Below are 16,293 nucleotides of genomic sequence, written 5' to 3' on the forward strand. Positions count from 1 at the left end.
AGAAGTAGGGTTTATTTGAAGTCTCATTGTTTTTTTTCTTTTTCTGGATTTCATATAAATGAATTAATGGATCAATCCCATTTTTTCCAAACAACCGCTAAGCATACTTTTATCAATCTCATTTACTTTTTCATATTTCTCTTTATACATAGCTCTAATAATTTCTTTAACCTCTTTAAGAGTTATTTCGGTTTCTTGCAAGGTTTTTAAATAAAGATTCAAAAGGATGCTGTTGTCACCAGAATGCAGCGGAGGCTGCAGATAATGAACCTCTTCTAACAGTTTGTAGTCATTTCTTTCAAAAAATGTCTTTCTCTTTACACAGTCTTCTTTTTCTTCCGCCGTATGGGCCATTTCCTCTGTTTCTGTTTCCAGGATTAATGATTCAAGTGATAAATTTCCCGCTCGTATGGCATCTTCTTTTAATAATTGTTCCATTTTAAATAGTGTTTTGGCACCTAATCCTTTGCTTCTAACAGCAGGATTAGTGACTATATAAACGATAAAACCTGAGTTAACATCAGCCAAATAGTGTCCAGTAGCAAAGGAAACAAGCTCCTCTCCTTCAAACCCCGCTATGAAACGAAAATTATTATGCTTTTCTTTTTCTGCATAGGCTAAGCTCTTTAAAAAAATGGTGTCTGGTTCTCTTACTTCAAACGGAAATGTAGTGTTGTAAAGTTTGAAAACCTCATCTAAATGATCTAAATGATTACCTGTGATTTCTTCCCATCTAATTTCCATACTTACCTGCCTTCTTTCAAAAAAATTACACTGATTTAACTATGTATTGTTTTATTTTATTATATGAATGCTCTAATTTCTTCCCTGTTTCATTCTTCATCTGTCATAGAATTAACATGGAATTTAACTTCACCAAACCTCTTTAAGCGTTTCCCTGAAAATACCGTTTAATTTAGAAGTAGGATCTTCCTTCTTTAAGTTCAACTGTTTCGCGTACTCTTTAAGTCTAATGATTTCAGAATCTGTAAACTCGTTTATAACTTCAGCTTTAGGTTCTCTAGCTAATTCATCTCCAATCATCTTCCGTTCAAGCAAAGTTAATACTTCTTTCTTCAGCACTCCATCAGGCAGCATATCTTCTATGAGGACATGAAATTCCACTGGCGGAAACTCGCCTTTTACTTCAATCCATCTCGCTGCAAGTAAAGGCCGGAGTACATAGAAGTATTTTTTAATTTTAACGGTATCCCCTTGCAGGTACTTCCGGCTGTTATTGCTCGCCATGTTCAAATAGTGATAAATAGCTGAATGGGGGGTGAATACCTCTGATTGCATATCAGTGATTTTATCCATTGCTGAATAAGCTTGATAATAAACAATTGGTGAGTTCATCCACTCCATTAAAGGCGGATTTGATTTTCGGAAAAGCTTTAATGCCTTAGTCAGGTCCCAGCCTGAAACATCCAGGAGGTCATTTATCGGACGTTCTATGACATCACGATTGGAGCCGACTCCAATTGGATCAATGCTCAGATAGTGCTCTGCTTTATGTACATAGATAAACCTTACGTCATAGTCGCTGTCTTTTGAAGGAAACCCCCAGGCTCTGCTGCCGGATTCACATGCATAAAGAATTTTCACTTGATGTGTCTCTTCAATTTCTTTAAGGACTTCCAGAATTTGTTCCCTCATTGATGAATTCACCCTAATGTTTTTTTCTTTTAAGTATACATGAGCTTTTTTCATAGTCTAAATGGTATTTAATTTTATTTCCATAAAACGAAAAGGAAGCTGCCGCTACAGCTTCCCCTTAACCTTCTTATTTCAATTCCTCAAGAACTTCATCCAAACAGTCAAACTGAGAAGACATACCCTGTACAGCTCCCATTTCAACGATCTTCTTTAATTCTTCTTCTGAAGAGAATTGGGAGCGGATCGTGAGGTTTGTTTTTTCGCCCTGATCGTCAAACACCATGGTAATAATCATTTCAGGCATTTGATCTGATGTGCTGCCTTCTTTGTCTGAGAAAGCATCGACATAAACAATTTTTTCAGGGACAACAATTTCTTTGTAGGTAGCTTTGCCCCATGATTCCATACCATAAAAGTCTCCCTGGTTTTTATCCTCGCAGCGCATGCAATAGTGCCAAACACCCTCTGGTTTAAATTCAAACGTTTTGTTTTCTGTTTTCCATCCCTGCGGTCCCCACCAGCTGGCCAGATGTTCAGAATCCGAGAATGCTTTAAAAACAAGCTCTCTTGGTGCATTAAACGTTCTTTCCATTATTAGTTCTTTGCCCTCAACACGTGAAGTCATATTTACAATCCCTTTGTTTGCTGACATCCTAATTCCTCCCAAATTTTAATCTTACCCTTTGTCATTCTTCTCGCTATCCTTTAATTCCTGCAAATAGTCATCAAGACGGTCAAATCTGTCATGCCAGAGTCGCTGAAATGAATTTAGCCATCCTTCGAGATCCTGAAATGGCTGCGGCCGCAGCTTATAAATTCGCCTGTTGGCAGCCGCCTCTGCCTCTACAAGACCTGACTGACTGAGAATACGGAGATGTTTGGACGTCTGCGGCTGAAGAAGCTGAAGCCGTTCAGCAATTTCACCCACCGTAAGCGGACCATCACGCAATAATTCTACAATTCGCTGTCGATTGGGCTCTGCAAGTGCTTGCAAAGTTGCTGTAATGTTGATGCCCATCATTCATTCTCCTTTCTGTTTTTAATATACCCTAAAAGGAATATTCTTGTAAAGGAATATTTAAATGAAATTGAGTTTTTTTAGCACATAAAAAATGCCCCCGAATTTTCGGGAGCACTTTCTCTTTAAAACGTTAACTTTCTTCTCCAACTTTCACAACTTGCTGAGAAACCATTGTATTTTCTTTTAATTTAAATAGCGGGAGTATCAGCAGAGTTCCCATTAAGAACAACAACCCTGAAACCGTGAAAACGCCTGATAAAGTCAGAGGATTCTTGAGAAGGCCTGAGAGTGACATACCGGCAACCATCATTCCCATAAACAATGGATTAAGAACACCATTCACTCGGCCGACAAAGGATTCATCTGTATTTTTAAGAATCAGAGTATTGATTCCGATGTGGATGCACGGGAAAAAGAATCCGTTCAGCAGCTCAAGGGCAATCGTCAGCGGGAAGCTTGTTGACCAGCCGATGCTGATGGTAAAGATCATGCTGGCAAAAATACCAATTGCGAGCAGCTTTTGAGGCGAGATCTTTTTAGAAAAGGCAATGACAATCCCGCCGCCGGCAAGCATTCCAATTCCGTTCGCCATGATCAGCCACTGTAGATAATCCTTGGACAATCCAAGATTCTCGATTGTAATAAAAATCATCAGCGGAGAAATTAACCCGACTGCCAGACCGCAGGCAGCAAAAACGCCGCCCATTGTAGTCAAAACTTTTTTCCCGATAACATAACGGAAGCCGTCTGCCAGTTCTTTCTTGAAGCTTGTTTCTTCTTCTGTTTTGGCTTTTTCAAGATCACGCGGAAGGAACGTCAAAACGGCAGCTGATAGAAGGAACATAACGCCCATTACAATGATTGAGGTGTAGATGCCATATGATTGGTATACAAGTGTCCCGATGACTGGACCGATGACCATAAAAACAGCCATCAGGGATTGGAAAATAGCCATTGCAGATTGTAATTGATCTTCTGGTACGTGCTGCTTTAATAGTCTCATAGCAGAAGGCATCGAGAATTGCGACAAGATCGCAGAAACCAAAGTGGCAAAGAAGATAGCATGCCAAGAACCGTATATCAAAGTTAAAAGAACGACAAAGATGGATACCGCCGAAAGGACGTCACACCATACCATAGTGAGTTTGGGCTTCCACCTGTCGGCAAATGTTCCTCCGATAATAGAAAAAATAAAAATCGGTGCGAACTCTGCAATTGATATAAGGGATACATACACTGGATCATTGTTGGTAAGATCAGTTACGTATAATAAGATGGCAAAGTTTCTGATCCAGATGCCGAGCTGCAGTAAAAAGTTAGAGCCCATGATCGCAAGCACGATCCTGTTTTTAAATAAGTTTCCTGAAGACTTACTCTGCGCGGGCAAAGCTTCAGATATGTTTTTTTCCATTTTTATCATGCCTTTCCAGCTATTAAAATTAGTACTTAAGTGATGCGATAAATTTAAAATTCGTTATCTTACATGTTCCCCTTTCATATATCATTTCAGACCTAGAAAAAAACAGACACTTTTTAATTATAATGTCATTTCCCAGAATCATTCGTCATTTATATTCTGTTCCTTTCCCTAAAACCCCTCTTTCTTTTTTCTTAAAAAAGAGAACCTGAGAAGATTCAGAGTAAATTATATACGATTCTATAAACAAATAGATATTCATTTTTTTGAAACAAAAAAAGGGCTCAGCCCTTTCTTTAAATGATTATTTGATTTTTCTCGCCATTCCATGCCAAACGTGGTAAACGTCGTTGCACAATGCTGCAGCATCCTGCTGAATCCAGCCTAAAAGGTCTCTCATCCGCCGTTCCTCTGCAGAAATGGGAACAATGCCTTTTCCCGTTTCCAGCATGATCAAGATGACTTCCTTTTCAAGCTCCAGTACTGCTTTCAAATAAAGCCGGTAGTCTTCTCTCAATTTGGAAGCATCCCTGTTGTCTTCCATTATCCATTGTTCAAATCCTTCGAAAACAAGCGGTGCTTTCGAAGCATTTTCCTCCTGCCATTGCAGCAAATGCTGCCCCTCATATGCTGAAATCCAAGTGGCATCTTGCCACTTACTTTTCACAAAGGCTCTTTTCCCGCTGAAGGCTCCACCAATAATGAGATGCATGTCCATTTCCTCCTTTCTTCTTTTAACTCAAGAACGATCGCTTTTCCAAAAGGCGCAGAAGTGTCCCAGAATGCAGCTTCAGGAACAAGGTCAGAAACGATTTTTCTGATAACCCCTCCGTGAGTCATAATAGCTGCGCTTCTGAGGTTCGATTTGAGGATTTCCGATAAGAAAGATGAAACACGTTTTTGAAATGCCATGCCGCTTTCTCCGCCGGGCGTGCTGGTTATCTCCCAGTTATCGAGCCAGCAGGAATAATGCGGGTCATTTTTTAACTCTTCATATGTTTTGCCTTCCCAAACCCCGAAACTGATTTCGCGCAAGCGCGGATCTTTTATAATGGACACTTCTGGGAACAAAAATGCTGCCGTCTGCTGACACCGGAGTAAATCGCTCGAATAAACGGCTTCAGGATGATTATGAATTATGTATTTTTTAAGAGGTTCGTACTCTATTAACGAATCTTCTAGTACAGGAAGATTCGTGTGGCCTAAATATCGTTTTGCTTTATTCCATTCTGTCATACTATGCCGAATAAGAATAAGCTGTAAAGAACGGCAAGATTCCATAACTCAGCCCCCTCAATTGATGCACCAACTGTGTCTCCGTTTACTCCTTGAAACTGTCTAACAGCCCATTTTCCGAAGATAAAGGAAAAGCAGATTTGCAGGCTGAACAAAATAATTAGCGTTACTTGTGTGATTGCAAATGGCAGAACCCAGCAGGCAGCGATAATCACGTCCCGCATGGATAAATGCTGTTTCCAGTAATGCGCCATTCCCTTGTTTTGGAAAGGGTGAAAAACGAAAAGCTGCAATAAAGCCTGAAATCTGGCCATCATGGGGATGGCTATTATAAACAGTTCGTTTTCACTGGAATCTAAAACTGCATACAACAGCACACTTTTCCAAAGCAGCAAAAAGATAACGCTCAGCACTGCAAAGCTCCCTACGCGCGAATCTTTTAAAATCTCAATCTTTTTTTCTGTGCTCCCATTTGAACCAACGGCATCTGCCACGTCCATGACACCGTCTAAATGGAGGCCTCCTGACAGGAAAACCCACAGAGTGAGAAGAATAAGTGTGAGCATATAAAGGGGCAGGAGTCCATTCAATAAATTATAAATGAGATAGAGTGTTCCTCCTATTGCCAAACCGGCAAAGGGATAAAACCGCAAGGCCCACTTAAGGGTATTATGATCCATAGAGCAATTCACCGGGAGAGGAAACCTTGTAAGAAACTGCAGAGCAAGAATCGCTCCATAAACCATATTTTTCATACTTGTCCTCCAGTTGAAATCATTGAAACATTTTTGCTCAGGACGCCATTGATCTTCCATACGACTGGAATTCCGCAGATTACTTCAAGTACTGTGTCTGCTTCTCTGACAGTGAATTTGTGTAAATCTTCTAGACAGCTTATATAGTTTGCAACATGTCTGTCTTGAATGGGAATTCCTTCATTTACATCGTTAGACACAATGAAAAGGCAGAGTTCTTTTCTCCGGGCAATGGATAATGTCCTTTCTAAACGCTTCAGAATCATTTTTGGTGAGAGGTTTTTACTGAACATTAAGCTGCTGGTCCAGACGGTCAAACAATCAATCATGACAACAGCTTTATTTGGAAGGAGATGAAGTGCATCATCAATATTATAGGGTTCTTCAATGGTTTCCCATGCTTCTCCCCTGTCCATTCTATGCATCTCAATCCGCTCAGCCATTTCCTCTCCAGTATTATTAGCTGCAGTTGCAATATAGTAAGGCAACTCATCTCTAACTTCGTCCAATGCCATTCTTTCTGCTAAACTGCTTTTCCCGGACCGTGCTCCCCCTGATATAAAGGTAATCATGATGGATTTCTCCATTTCCTTAAGGCAGTCAGCAGTTTTTCATTTTCTTCTCTTGTCCGTATTGCGAGGCGGACAGAGCACCCTTCTATGCCATGAAAATTCATCGTATGCCGGGCGAGGATTCCTTCCCTTGCAAGAAATAACAGCAGGGGCTCATGATTATCAAGCAGCGGATCTTTTAATAAATAAAAGTTGACCACAGATTCTGTAACGATGAAGTTTAAAGCTTGAAGTTTCGTTCTCAGCTGCTTCCATTCAGCTTGCAGCCATTTTTTTGTTTCTGTCAAATGATCATATGTATGCGGCAAAGCATGAATCATGGCAAGAGCAGCGCAATTGACGCTCCATGGAACAGATATGGCCTCAAGTTTTTGGATAATAGAATCATTGGCCAATATGTAACCTGACCTTATTCCCGGCACTGCATATATTTTGGTAAGCGAGCGAATGATGATGAGATTGGAATAGTGCTGCAGCAGGTTTTCAAGACTTTCGTCACTCTCCGTAAAATGGATGAAAGCTTCATCAATGATGACTGCTTGTTCATTCAGGGAAGCTGAATCCAGGAGGTTTAGAACGGTTTCCTTAGAAATCATTTCTCCAGTAGGATTGTTGGGTCTGCACAAAAACAGGACATCACCATCTTCTTTTTGAATCCTTCCGATACCTTTCTTTAACTCTTCATGACTCAGATCTGTCACTTGTATGTCGTGGCAGCGGCAGGCACGTTCATATTCGCTGAATGAGGGCTGAAAGATGCCCGCTTTCCCGTTTTTAAAAAGACTCGTGACAAGGAAAATAGCTTCTGCTCCTCCATTTGTCAAAAGAATGTTTTCAGGTTTTACCCCTTCAAATGCTGCCAGAATAGCTCTTTCTTCTGAATACTCAGGGTCAGGATAAACAGTGCTTGAATGAACGATGCTTTCTTGCATAGCTTTTAGAATTATAGATGGTGTTCCAAGCGGATTTAAATTTGCACTAAAATCGATGAACTCTTTTTCGTTAATTCCCTTATTTCTAAAAACAGCTTTAATGCTTGCTGTTTTCCCGCCGTGCTGTGGCCACATTTTTTTACCTCCCTAATCCAAAAAGGATTAAATAACCTGTCAAAAAAAGAATCCAGGCACCGTTCATAATAAGAATCGTTTTTTTTATATGGATAAAAGACAAAGGTTCGAGCGGATCACCAAGCCTTGCACGTTCTGAGACAATTTTGCCATATATATTGACTCCACCCAGCTGAACGCCGAGCAGTCCGGCTGCCATGGATTCCGGCCAGCCGCTGTTTGGGCTGGGATGCTTTGATGCATCTCTTCTCGTGATGGAAATTGCGTACTTTCTTCTCATTTCTTTCATAAAATAACTGCCCAGCCACATGCACACAGTGCAAATACGGGCCGGCAGCAAATTCATCAAATCATCAAGCCTTGCCGATCCGAATCCGAAGTCTTTAAATCTTTCATTCTTATACCCGACCATTGAGTCCAGCGTATTGACTGCTCTGTATGCAAGAGCAAGCGGCGCACCGCCGATGATGGCAAAAAAGAGCGGGGATATTATGGCGTCCACTGTGTTTTCTGCAACGGTTTCTACTGTTCCCCTGACAATTTCAGGGGAAAGAAGCCCGTCAGTATCTCTTCCTACAATAAACCCTAGTTTTTTCCTGGCTTCGGAAAGATCTCCTGACTTTAAAGGATGATAGACTTCCATTGCTGCATCTCTCAGCCCCTTAATGGCGATGGTCGTTGAAATCAGATAGATTTCAATCGCAGTTCCCAGGAGATAAGAAATCGCATAAAGCAGTTTTAGCAGAAACAAAGAAATAATGAAAACAGAAAAAGGCAGGAACGCAGCAAGAATAATGCCTTTAAGCTTTTTCGTGCTTCCTTTATTCCATGCTTTTTCAGTGGTGCGGATGATTTTTCCAAACAAAATGACCGGATGAGGCAGCCATTTCGGATCGCCGATTATAAGATCGAGCATCACACTCATCAAAATGAGCAGGACAGTTTGTTCAGCGAAAGGCTGCATTAGGAGTTTCCAGCCTTTTTAAAGCCGTCTGCAGAAGTTCTTCGGCTGCTTCAAAGATACGTTCTTGATCAGCTTGATTTTGCTGTTTTTTCTGCATGCCAACCACGATTTTTCCGAAGTTCTTCTCAACACGGCATTTGACAGCATTTATTTTTAAAGCCAAATTAATTATATCGGAGTCGTCCAGAGGTGCATCCGTCAAGATAGCGGCGTGCACTTTACCGTCATAAGGAGAATGAGACACTATGGCACAAAATGTGAACCCGCTTTGATTTACGATAAACGAATTCTGACGCAGCTCTTTTTTAGGCAATTTCGCATCGATAGACCACAGAATATAAGGCTGTTTGCTTGAGAAAAAGATGGATTCTCCCGTCTCAGCCTGTTCTGCTTGAGAAAAAATCCACTGCCTGCTCCAATGAAGACCTTTGCCGTCTGCCCCTGCAGATAGTGTTCTGAAAGGTTTATCCATTTTTATGCATGCTGCCTTTTCTGTTTGCTGAATTTGGACAGCAGACAAGAGATTTACAGGTTTTTCTTCCATATATTCAGGAGAAAGTGAAATTTGGGTTTTTGAAACAGATGGATGAGAGGTAAAATTGAGCTTAACTTCATACACATTCGAAAAGGAATTCTCGTTTTGCAGATGAAGTCCCTCATACTTCCCTTCCAGTTCTCCTTTTTTAAGCAATCCGATCGAATCGGCGTAGAGGGATGCCAGATTCAGGTCGTGCAAAATGGCGAGGATGGTCAAATTCATATCTTTCTGCAATTTTTTCAGTAATTCCAAAAGCTCCTTCGTATGCTTCACATCTAAATGATTCGTTGGTTCATCGAGCAAAAGCAGTTCCGGTTCCTGAGCAAGCGCTTTAGCAAGCAGCACTCTTTGTTTTTCCCCGCCGCTTAAGGAATGATAAGGGCGTTTGCGGTACTCCCAGACGGAAGTCTGCTTCATGGCAGTTTCTGCTGCTATCAAGTCAGCCTGAGTGTTTTCTTTAAAAAACAGCGTTTTTTGATAAGGATACCTGCCGAGCATGACAATCTCTTCTACTGAAAAATCCAGCCCTGCTTCATTTTCTTGGGTCATAACTGCCGCTTTTTTTGCGAGTTCCCTTTGTGAATAAGATGCAAGGGGCTTAGCATCGAACAGGATTTCTCCATTGTGAATGGGCAGAGCGCCCATAATTAACCGGATAATCGTTGTTTTTCCACTGCCGTTTGGTCCGATTAAAGCAAAAAAACGTCCTTTTTCAATGGAAAAAGAGAGATCCTTGATGACCGCTTTTTTATCATCGTAACCTCCCGTCAGATTTTTGACGTGCAGCATATGCAACCTTCTTTCCTTTAAAGTTGTGCCTTCTTCTGTTTTCGGTTTTTGACAAGCAATAAGGTGAATATAGGCGAACCGATCAGTGCAGTTACGACTCCTATCGGAAGTTCTTTAGGAGAGATAATAGATCTTGCAAGCAGATCGGCGAGAACAAGATACCCTCCTCCTATCAGCACGGAAAGCGGAAGAACATACCGGTGATTCGATCCGGCCATCAAACGGACGAGATGAGGAATAACAAGCCCGACAAATCCAATCGCACCTGAAACAGCTACGGCGCTTCCTGTTAAAATGGATGCCGCAATCAAGACAATCGTTTTCTTCTTTTTTACATTCATTCCCGAAAATTGGGCTGCCTGTTCACCTAAAGCCATGTTGTTCAGTTCACGGTAATGGAAAAGAATGATCGCAGCTCCCAGAACAAAAAATGGAACGATTAATTGAACATGCCCCCATCCTCTCATCGCAACGCTTCCCATAATCCAATAGAGAATCTGACTGATATCCTCACGGGGAATCAGGGCAATCAGCAGGGAAATGAACGCACTGATGAACGAAGAGATGATAATGCCTGCGAGGATAATGGTTTCATTTGTAAGCTTTCCGCTTGCCAAATGAGTCAGAGCAAAGACGATGAGCAGCGTGATCATACCAAAGAGAACTGCGATGATCGGCAGTGTGAAACTGCCCAGAATCGTAACTTGAATTTGAAAAAAGATAATGATAACTGCTCCCAGAGAGGCTCCCGATGAAACACCGATTGTATACGGGTCAGCAAGCGGGTTTTGAAGCAGTCCCTGAAAGGCAGCTCCGGCCAGCGACAATGAGGCTCCAACAAAAAAAGCGAGCAAAACTCGTGAGAACCGGATCTCCCAAATAATCATTTCTGTGCTTTTTTCTCCCTGATACAGCTGAAGATGAAACATTTTGCCAGTAATGATGTTTAAAATATCAGGGACGGTAACATTTACCGCCCCTACAAAGACTCCTGATATCATGCTGAAAATCGCAAAGACTGCTGCAAATAAAATGAGAAACTGATGTTTATTTTTTGAAAACATCTGGATAAATGAGTTTTCCAAGCTCTTCAACTCCATCCGCTAAACGGGGTCCAGGACGAGTCACCATGTCGCTGTTTACGTCAAACACTTCCTTTGACTGAACAGCTTTTACTTCCTTCCAGCCGCTTCTGTTTAGAACTTGCTCAGCTGGATTGTCGACGTAGTAGCCATATGTGGTGATGATCACATCCGGATTGCTGCTGACGATTTTCTCTTCGTCCATTTTTACCCAGCCTTCTTCAGATGAAGCTACATTGGACGCACCAATCATTTCAAGCATTTCATTCATAAACGTTCCTTTGCCTGTTGTGTAAATATCAGGCTGTGGAGAGACTTCAATCCAAACTTGTTTTTTTTCTTTGACAGCTTTTGCTTTTTCCTTGATGGCCTTAACTTTTGCATCCATATCTGCAATGATGCTGTCTGCTTTATCTAACGTGCCTGTTGCCTTCCCGACAGTGCGGATGGCTTTGTAAACCTGGTCGAATGAATTTTGGGAGCCGACAATAAACACCTTGATGCCTGCCGCTTCAAACTGTTTGATGATTTCCCCGTGATTTTGGGCATGGTACTCCTGAAGAAAAGCTACATCCGGCTGCAGAGCAATGATTTTCTCTGCATTAAGATCCTGTGCTCCTACTTTTTCCTTTTTTGAAACGGCTTCGGGATAGTTGTCATAATCAGAGACACCGACGATTTCCTTGTCCAATCCAAGTGCAAAAAGCATTTCAGTCGTGCTCGGTAGCAGCGAAACAATTTTCTCAGGTTTTTCCTCTAGCGTTATTTCTTTTCCAGCATCATCTGTGACTGTTACTGGGTAAGCTTCTTCCTTTTTTTCAGCCTGCTGTGTTTGTTCCTTGCTCTTGCTCGCTTGCTGTGTCTGTTCTCCCTGTGTACATCCCGAGAGAATTCCTGCCAGCAAAAGCAGCATTAGGGCAATACGATGAAAATAGGTGCCGAAAGATGTTTTCATTTGTTTTCTCCGCCTTTTATGTAATTGTCTTTTTTATTTTATTGTACGTTCCTTTGATACACCTGCCGTATCAAAGGTTGCCATCCCTTTTACCATTTCAGCGGCTGCTTCAATCAGCGGGTAGACAAGCACAGCTCCGGTACCTTCGCCAAGCCTCATCCCCAGTGACACCAGCGGCTTTTTCCCGAGCAAATTCAATACATGAAGATGTCCCGGTTCAACCGATAAATGCCCGGCAATCATATAATTACGCACATGCCGATTTAATTTTGAAGCAACGAGCGCAGCCGTTGTGCATATAAATCCATCTAAAATAACCGGAATTTTTTTAGATGCTGCGTAAAGCATGGCGCCTGTCATCGCTCCGATTTCAAAACCGCCTACCTTAGAAAGAACATCGATCGGGTCATTGGCGTCAGGCTTCAGCTTATTTAGAGCTTTTTTAATAACCTCGGCTTTATAAGCAACCTGCTTCGACTCAATTCCTGTTCCTCTTCCCGTGATATCCTCAGGCTTTAACACGCTCAGGGCGGCTGCAATGGCACTGCTTGATGTTGTATTGCCAATGCCCATTTCTCCTAGGATCAGGAGCCTTGCGCCATTTTTTATCATAGCTTCAGCCCTTTCCATTCCCAATTCCAGTGAACGGATTGCTTCCTTTCTTGTCATGGCAGGTTCAACCGCGAAATTTTTTGTTCCATAGCCGATCTTTTCAGAACGGACTCCCGGAATATCTGTTTTCACTCCTGCATCTACGATTTCCAGTAACCCATTTATCCGTTTTGTAAAAACGTTTATGGCTGCCCCTCCGCTCAGAAAATTGTTTACCATCTGAGCAGTCACCTCTTGAGGATAGGCAGAGACCCCTTCCTCTGCTACTCCGTGGTCTGCAGCAAAGACGATTACACCCGGGGGAAATACTTCAGGTTTTACATCAGTTGTGATTTCTGAAAGCTGCACAGCAATTTTTTCTATTTCACCAAGGCTGTTCATTGGCTTTGTTAAGGAATGTATGTAGGCTAATGCTTCAATCCCTTTTTGTTTACTGACAGGCTCTATCGCATCTATCTGCTGATAAATATCAATCATTTCTATTTCACCTCCTTATAAAAAAACGTTTTCATTGCTGAATATATCTTTTTCATTTGAATAGAGCCTTTAACGTGGGCAGCAAGTCTGTCGTATTCGCTTTCTTTAAAAGCACGAAAGCGGAGCGAGCGCTCAATCGGCTTCAGGCCTTTTTTCTGACGGAGCTTATTCAAATAAAGCCATCTGAATTCATCGTTATGAAAAACATCATGCAAGTACGTGCCGAACACCTGGCCATCTCGAGCGGTACAGCCTTCCTCTGTTCCGGAGAGGACTGAAAAAGGTTCTGCTTTCCTTGTTGATGCTGTTTGTCCCATATGGATCTCATACCCTGATAAAGAAATTCTGCCAAAATCTTTTAGTGAGCAATAGCCCTCAGAGCGGATGGTTTTCTTTTCGGATAAGATGGTTGTATTTACAGGGAAAATACCAAGTCCACCAAGTTCCTGATGATCTGATTCAACGCCGTTTGGATCCATCAGCTTTTCGCCGAGCATTTGATAGCCTCCGCAAATGCCTGCTAGTTGAGTTCCTTTTTCATAAGCAGATCTTATTTTGTCAAAGAGTCCTGTTTGCTTAAGAAACAGCAGGTCTTCAGCTGTGTTTTTGGTTCCAGGCAAAATAATGAGATCAGGATTTCCAAAATGCACAGCTTTTTTAACAAAACGGATATTCACATCAGGCTCCAGTCTTAACGGATCGATATCTGTAAAGTTGGATAATCTCGGATATGAAAGAACAGCTACGTCAAGTTCTGCATCGTGATTGGTACCATTTGAATACTGGCTTAAAACAAGGGAATCTTCCCCATCTATTTCAAGGTCAGGCAAAAATGGAACAACTCCAAGTACCGGCAGCCCCGTATATTCTTCAAACCAGTCCAATCCCGGCTGAAGCAGTGAAAGGTCCCCTCTGAATTTATTGATGATGACACCTATAATCCGCTTCCGGTCACACTCGCTAATGAGCTGAAGGGTCCCGACCAGACTGGCGAAAACGCCTCCTTTGTCAATATCTCCGATTAAAATCACTGGAGCTTCTGCAATTGCTGCTACTCTCATATTGACAAGCTCTCGGTCATTTAAATTAACCTCTGCAGGAGAACCTGCTCCTTCTATCACAATGACCTCGTATTTGTCCGACAGTTTCATCAGCGATTCTCTAATCGCCTCAAGACCTAATTGGAAAAAGTCCTCTCTGTACTCGGATGCCTTCATATTTGCATAGGGCTTCCCGTGAAAAACGACCTGAGACTCCATATCTTTTGAAGGTTTAATTAGGATCGGATTCATATCAGTTGTGGCTTCAATTCCGGCAGCTTCGGCCTGAATTCCCTGAGCTCTGCCTATTTCCTTGCCATCACTGGTAATGTAAGAATTCAGAGCCATATTTTGTGATTTAAAAGGCGCTGTTCTATAGCCGTCCTCTCGAAATATCCGGCATAGTGCCGTAACGAACATGCTTTTTCCAGCGTCTGAGTGTGTACCCTGAATCATCAGTTTTAATGATTTTGGCTCATTAGTATTCAATTCCATAGATGGCATCTACACCTTCTTCGTAGTAATGCTTTTCCACATTGATAACAGACACAAGGTCAGCGATTTCCTTTATTTCATCCTTTGCATCTCTTCCTGTCAAAACAATATGAACATGATTTGGGCGGTTTTGAATCGTATGTATGACATCCTCAATAGGCAGCACGTCATCGATCGGAAACGTATGAATAGCAAGCGCATTATTGATTTCATCAAGAATGACGACATCATACTCTCCGCTCAAAATCTTTTCCTTGGCGATTTGCCAGGCTGATTTTAAAGCTTTCCGGTGCACATCTGGTGTTTTAGTCCAAGTGAATCCTGCTCCAAGCTGATGGATTTCAGCACCGTTGAGTTTTTCAAGCACGTTTTTTTCACCGTAGGTTCTCTCAGGTGATTTTATAAACTGCAGGATGGATACTTTCATACCTCTTCCAATCGCACGGACAGCAAGACCGATGGATGCTGTTGTTTTTCCTTTGCCATTACCCGTATAAACAAGCAATCTTCCTTTTTGATCTTTCCCTGTCATTCACTCATCTCCTCTTTTCGTCTATAAACATAAAAAAGACCTTGAACTGAATGGAAGTCAGTCAAGGCCTTTAATAAGCAAAGTCATACACACTAAGGGTACCTGACTTATTCTTCCCACCGAAAAACAAGCAATCAATCATTAAAAGCAGGTCTCCTGGCTTTGCGCTTCATTTTCTATTGAACCTTCCCAACTTGAAAAGTCAGTGGCGTTTCAACTGAATCTGCGCTTACAGTAGCGGGGGCTGCACCGGATTCTGACCGGTTTCCCTATTATCCTGATCTCATCAGGCACTTTTAAAGAAATCATATTTTTTGTTCATTGTAATCTATAAATCTGGAAATGTCATCAACTTCTTTTTTGTAGCTGAAAATGAACTCATTAAGTCAGGCTATTTCTCGATTAGGCTTAAATCCTCCAGCTCCAGGCGAGTTGTTGTTTCCATTTGAATTCTCTCGCCAAATTGCAGTTTGATCAGTCTTTTAAATAGCGGCCCATCATACACAAAGGTATGATACTCTCCTGCCTCACCCATTGGACATATCGGTGTGGACTTCATTCTTTCTATTAGCTGCTGATCAATTTCCTGGCCGAGCCATGTGTCATCAAGCACATTATCCTGAGTTCTGATGATGACTGCTTTGTATCCGCTATCTGCAAAATCTTGAAGGGCTTGCGCAGCTTCATCCTTCTTCATCCATAACGGATACAGTGCTTCTAAGCCAGCTGAGTCTGCCGTATTTTCTCCCCAGCTGCGGTGTTCATCAAGATATAAATCTCCGAAAGCTGCGCTAGTAAGTTGATATTTATTCTTCAAATCTTTAAGTGAGTCTATAAAACTTTGAGTATATCCCTTAAATGTGCATCTAATAAAATGCACAGGAATACCTAAGGCTTCGCTTTGTTTTAGTATTGCTTCCATTTTCTCGCCATGTCCGAACGTTCTCTCTAGCTCAATAGGTACAGTGGTTATAAGACATGCAATTTCATGACCTTGGCCAATGAGCATATGCAGTGCCATACAGCCATCTTTGCCGCCGCTCCATGATAGAGCAATTTTTTTCTTCATTTCGATACACCGCTTT

At 41.8% G+C, this 16,293-nt stretch carries 18 protein-coding genes and 1 riboswitch; all 18 genes read right to left on the reverse strand.

The genetic code is table 11. The annotated features are described in order from the left end of the window. Positions 1-63 precede the first annotated feature (63 nt). Positions 64-744 carry a GNAT family N-acetyltransferase gene (locus tag K8L98_RS12445; protein WP_223442978.1) on the reverse strand — a complete coding sequence of 227 codons (681 nt, stop codon included), beginning with the start codon at positions 742-744 and terminating at the stop codon, positions 64-66. A 129-nt stretch (positions 745-873) separates the two neighbouring features. Next, positions 874-1,656 (reverse strand): nucleotidyltransferase domain-containing protein, encoded by a 783-nt coding sequence (locus K8L98_RS12450; RefSeq protein ID WP_223442981.1) that lies wholly within the window; start codon positions 1,654-1,656, stop codon positions 874-876. Between the two features lie 127 nt (positions 1,657-1,783). Next, the gene (locus K8L98_RS12455) at positions 1,784-2,308 is read right to left on the reverse strand and encodes an SRPBCC family protein (RefSeq protein ID WP_223442984.1); all 525 of its coding nucleotides are present in this window, start codon (positions 2,306-2,308) and stop codon (positions 1,784-1,786) included. A 24-nt stretch (positions 2,309-2,332) separates the two neighbouring features. Further along, positions 2,333-2,674 (reverse strand): ArsR/SmtB family transcription factor, encoded by a 342-nt coding sequence (locus K8L98_RS12460; RefSeq protein WP_420828846.1) that lies wholly within the window; start codon positions 2,672-2,674, stop codon positions 2,333-2,335. Positions 2,675-2,807: 133 nt separating this feature from the next. Then, positions 2,808-4,088, reverse strand: coding sequence for an MFS transporter (locus K8L98_RS12465; protein ID WP_223443376.1), 1,281 nt, complete (start codon positions 4,086-4,088; stop codon positions 2,808-2,810). A gap of 310 nt (positions 4,089-4,398) precedes the next feature. Next, complete coding sequence (locus K8L98_RS12470; protein ID WP_223442990.1) at positions 4,399-4,806, reverse strand: bifunctional adenosylcobinamide kinase/adenosylcobinamide-phosphate guanylyltransferase; 408 nt, start codon at positions 4,804-4,806, stop codon at positions 4,399-4,401. Then, positions 4,758-5,375: a histidine phosphatase family protein gene (locus K8L98_RS12475; RefSeq protein WP_223442994.1), complete on the reverse strand. Its 618-nt coding sequence runs from the start codon at positions 5,373-5,375 to the stop codon at positions 4,758-4,760. Before K8L98_RS12475 ends, K8L98_RS12470 begins: the two co-directional genes overlap by 49 nt. Beyond that, positions 5,327-6,085 carry an adenosylcobinamide-GDP ribazoletransferase gene (gene cobS / locus K8L98_RS12480; protein ID WP_223442997.1) on the reverse strand — a complete coding sequence of 253 codons (759 nt, stop codon included), beginning with the start codon at positions 6,083-6,085 and terminating at the stop codon, positions 5,327-5,329. The genes K8L98_RS12475 and cobS overlap by 49 nt, the downstream gene beginning before the upstream one ends. Then, a complete protein-coding gene (locus K8L98_RS12485) occupies positions 6,082-6,657 on the reverse strand; it encodes a bifunctional adenosylcobinamide kinase/adenosylcobinamide-phosphate guanylyltransferase (protein WP_223443000.1) in 576 nt (191 codons plus the stop codon). The genes cobS and K8L98_RS12485 overlap by 4 nt, the downstream gene beginning before the upstream one ends. Further along, positions 6,654-7,724, reverse strand: coding sequence for a pyridoxal phosphate-dependent aminotransferase (locus tag K8L98_RS12490; protein ID WP_223443003.1), 1,071 nt, complete (start codon positions 7,722-7,724; stop codon positions 6,654-6,656). The genes K8L98_RS12485 and K8L98_RS12490 overlap by 4 nt, the downstream gene beginning before the upstream one ends. Before the next feature lie 4 nt (positions 7,725-7,728). After that, a complete protein-coding gene (gene cbiB, locus K8L98_RS12495) occupies positions 7,729-8,688 on the reverse strand; it encodes an adenosylcobinamide-phosphate synthase CbiB (RefSeq protein ID WP_223443006.1) in 960 nt (319 codons plus the stop codon). Further along, complete coding sequence (locus K8L98_RS12500) at positions 8,672-10,015, reverse strand: ABC transporter ATP-binding protein (RefSeq protein WP_223443009.1); 1,344 nt, start codon at positions 10,013-10,015, stop codon at positions 8,672-8,674. Before K8L98_RS12500 ends, cbiB begins: the two co-directional genes overlap by 17 nt. Before the next feature lie 17 nt (positions 10,016-10,032). Further along, the gene (locus tag K8L98_RS12505; RefSeq protein WP_420828847.1) at positions 10,033-11,100 is read right to left on the reverse strand and encodes a FecCD family ABC transporter permease; all 1,068 of its coding nucleotides are present in this window, start codon (positions 11,098-11,100) and stop codon (positions 10,033-10,035) included. Beyond that, positions 11,063-12,052: an ABC transporter substrate-binding protein gene (locus K8L98_RS12510; protein WP_223443012.1), complete on the reverse strand. Its 990-nt coding sequence runs from the start codon at positions 12,050-12,052 to the stop codon at positions 11,063-11,065. The genes K8L98_RS12505 and K8L98_RS12510 overlap by 38 nt, the downstream gene beginning before the upstream one ends. A gap of 33 nt (positions 12,053-12,085) precedes the next feature. Continuing rightward, positions 12,086-13,141 (reverse strand): nicotinate-nucleotide--dimethylbenzimidazole phosphoribosyltransferase, encoded by a 1,056-nt coding sequence (gene cobT / locus K8L98_RS12515; protein WP_223443015.1) that lies wholly within the window; start codon positions 13,139-13,141, stop codon positions 12,086-12,088. Between the two features lie 2 nt (positions 13,142-13,143). Continuing rightward, positions 13,144-14,676, reverse strand: coding sequence for a cobyric acid synthase (locus K8L98_RS12520; protein ID WP_223443018.1), 1,533 nt, complete (start codon positions 14,674-14,676; stop codon positions 13,144-13,146). Then, on the reverse strand, positions 14,660-15,208 hold the full coding sequence (gene cobO, locus K8L98_RS12525; protein ID WP_223443021.1) for a cob(I)yrinic acid a,c-diamide adenosyltransferase: 549 nt from the start codon (positions 15,206-15,208) through the stop codon (positions 14,660-14,662). The genes K8L98_RS12520 and cobO overlap by 17 nt, the downstream gene beginning before the upstream one ends. Before the next feature lie 129 nt (positions 15,209-15,337). Beyond that, positions 15,338-15,521: riboswitch (cobalamin riboswitch) on the reverse strand. A 78-nt stretch (positions 15,522-15,599) separates the two neighbouring features. Further along, positions 15,600-16,277 carry a Dph6-related ATP pyrophosphatase gene (locus tag K8L98_RS12530; RefSeq protein ID WP_223443024.1) on the reverse strand — a complete coding sequence of 226 codons (678 nt, stop codon included), beginning with the start codon at positions 16,275-16,277 and terminating at the stop codon, positions 15,600-15,602. Positions 16,278-16,293 lie beyond the last annotated feature (16 nt).

This window comes from Metabacillus dongyingensis (assembly GCF_019933155.2).
Taxonomy (GTDB): Bacteria; Bacillota; Bacilli; order Bacillales; family Bacillaceae; genus Bacillus_P; species Bacillus_P dongyingensis.

Coding starts and splice junctions, on each gene's coding strand:
- K8L98_RS12445 (WP_223442978.1), bottom strand. CDS start 744: ATGGAAATTAGATGGGAAGAAATCACAGGTAATCATTTAGATCATTTA.
- K8L98_RS12450 (WP_223442981.1), bottom strand. CDS start 1,656: ATGAGGGAACAAATTCTGGAAGTCCTTAAAGAAATTGAAGAGACACAT.
- K8L98_RS12455 (WP_223442984.1), bottom strand. CDS start 2,308: ATGTCAGCAAACAAAGGGATTGTAAATATGACTTCACGTGTTGAGGGC.
- K8L98_RS12460 (WP_420828846.1), bottom strand. CDS start 2,674: ATGGGCATCAACATTACAGCAACTTTGCAAGCACTTGCAGAGCCCAAT.
- K8L98_RS12465 (WP_223443376.1), bottom strand. CDS start 4,088: ATGGAAAAAAACATATCTGAAGCTTTGCCCGCGCAGAGTAAGTCTTCA.
- K8L98_RS12470 (WP_223442990.1), bottom strand. CDS start 4,806: ATGCATCTCATTATTGGTGGAGCCTTCAGCGGGAAAAGAGCCTTTGTG.
- K8L98_RS12475 (WP_223442994.1), bottom strand. CDS start 5,375: ATGGAATCTTGCCGTTCTTTACAGCTTATTCTTATTCGGCATAGTATG.
- cobS (WP_223442997.1), bottom strand. CDS start 6,085: ATGAAAAATATGGTTTATGGAGCGATTCTTGCTCTGCAGTTTCTTACA.
- K8L98_RS12485 (WP_223443000.1), bottom strand. CDS start 6,657: ATGATTACCTTTATATCAGGGGGAGCACGGTCCGGGAAAAGCAGTTTA.
- K8L98_RS12490 (WP_223443003.1), bottom strand. CDS start 7,724: ATGTGGCCACAGCACGGCGGGAAAACAGCAAGCATTAAAGCTGTTTTT.
- cbiB (WP_223443006.1), bottom strand. CDS start 8,688: ATGCAGCCTTTCGCTGAACAAACTGTCCTGCTCATTTTGATGAGTGTG.
- K8L98_RS12500 (WP_223443009.1), bottom strand. CDS start 10,015: ATGCTGCACGTCAAAAATCTGACGGGAGGTTACGATGATAAAAAAGCG.
- K8L98_RS12510 (WP_223443012.1), bottom strand. CDS start 12,052: ATGAAAACATCTTTCGGCACCTATTTTCATCGTATTGCCCTAATGCTG.
- cobT (WP_223443015.1), bottom strand. CDS start 13,141: ATGATTGATATTTATCAGCAGATAGATGCGATAGAGCCTGTCAGTAAA.
- K8L98_RS12520 (WP_223443018.1), bottom strand. CDS start 14,676: ATGGAATTGAATACTAATGAGCCAAAATCATTAAAACTGATGATTCAG.
- cobO (WP_223443021.1), bottom strand. CDS start 15,208: ATGACAGGGAAAGATCAAAAAGGAAGATTGCTTGTTTATACGGGTAAT.
- K8L98_RS12530 (WP_223443024.1), bottom strand. CDS start 16,277: ATGAAGAAAAAAATTGCTCTATCATGGAGCGGCGGCAAAGATGGCTGT.